Here is a 526-nt window from a genome sequence, read left to right as displayed (position 1 = left end):
ACCGGAAATGGTAACTGATTTTGGAGAAAAAGTATTTGCATCAAATCCACCAGAAAGCTTTAGAAGATGGTTTAACGATATTGGTTTTAGTGCATCAGGTATTGGAACTATTGGAACTGCTGTATCTTTGAGAGATGAAGAATTATTTGATGATTTAAAATGTGTAAGAGTGCCTACTGGTATATTTCATGGGAAATTAGATGAAATATGTCCATATGAATTTGCAGTTTTTATGAATGAAAAAATAGAAGATTCAATTTTATATACTTTTGATTATAGTGGTCATGCTATATTCTATGATGCGCTTAAACTATTTAATCAGGAATTTTTACAGTTTTTAGAGGAATAGTTATATTTTATTAACACTTAGAAAAAGAGTAATATTATGTGAAGTGATTTAAGCTAAATTTTATGATGTATTTTACACTAAACAAATAGGGTTTTAGAACTTGTAACTAAGTTCTGAGACCCTATTATTATATATTCCTAAAATTTGTTACAATTTATTCTTTATCTTTCTTAAAAA

1 protein-coding gene is annotated in these 526 nt (G+C 27.0%); it reads left to right on the top strand.

All coding sequences use genetic code 11. From position 1 onward, the window contains the following. Positions 1-349, top strand: a 349-nt coding sequence (locus K0039_RS20570; protein WP_228106804.1) for an alpha/beta fold hydrolase, incomplete at its 5' end; no start/stop codon positions are given. Between the last annotated feature and the right edge of the window lie 177 nt (positions 350-526).

Source organism: Terrisporobacter mayombei (assembly GCF_020748465.1).
Lineage (GTDB): Bacteria > Bacillota > Clostridia > Peptostreptococcales > Peptostreptococcaceae > Terrisporobacter > Terrisporobacter mayombei.
The sequence above is the reverse complement of the archived record's forward strand: the minus strand, read 5'-3'. Positions and strand labels throughout refer to the sequence as shown.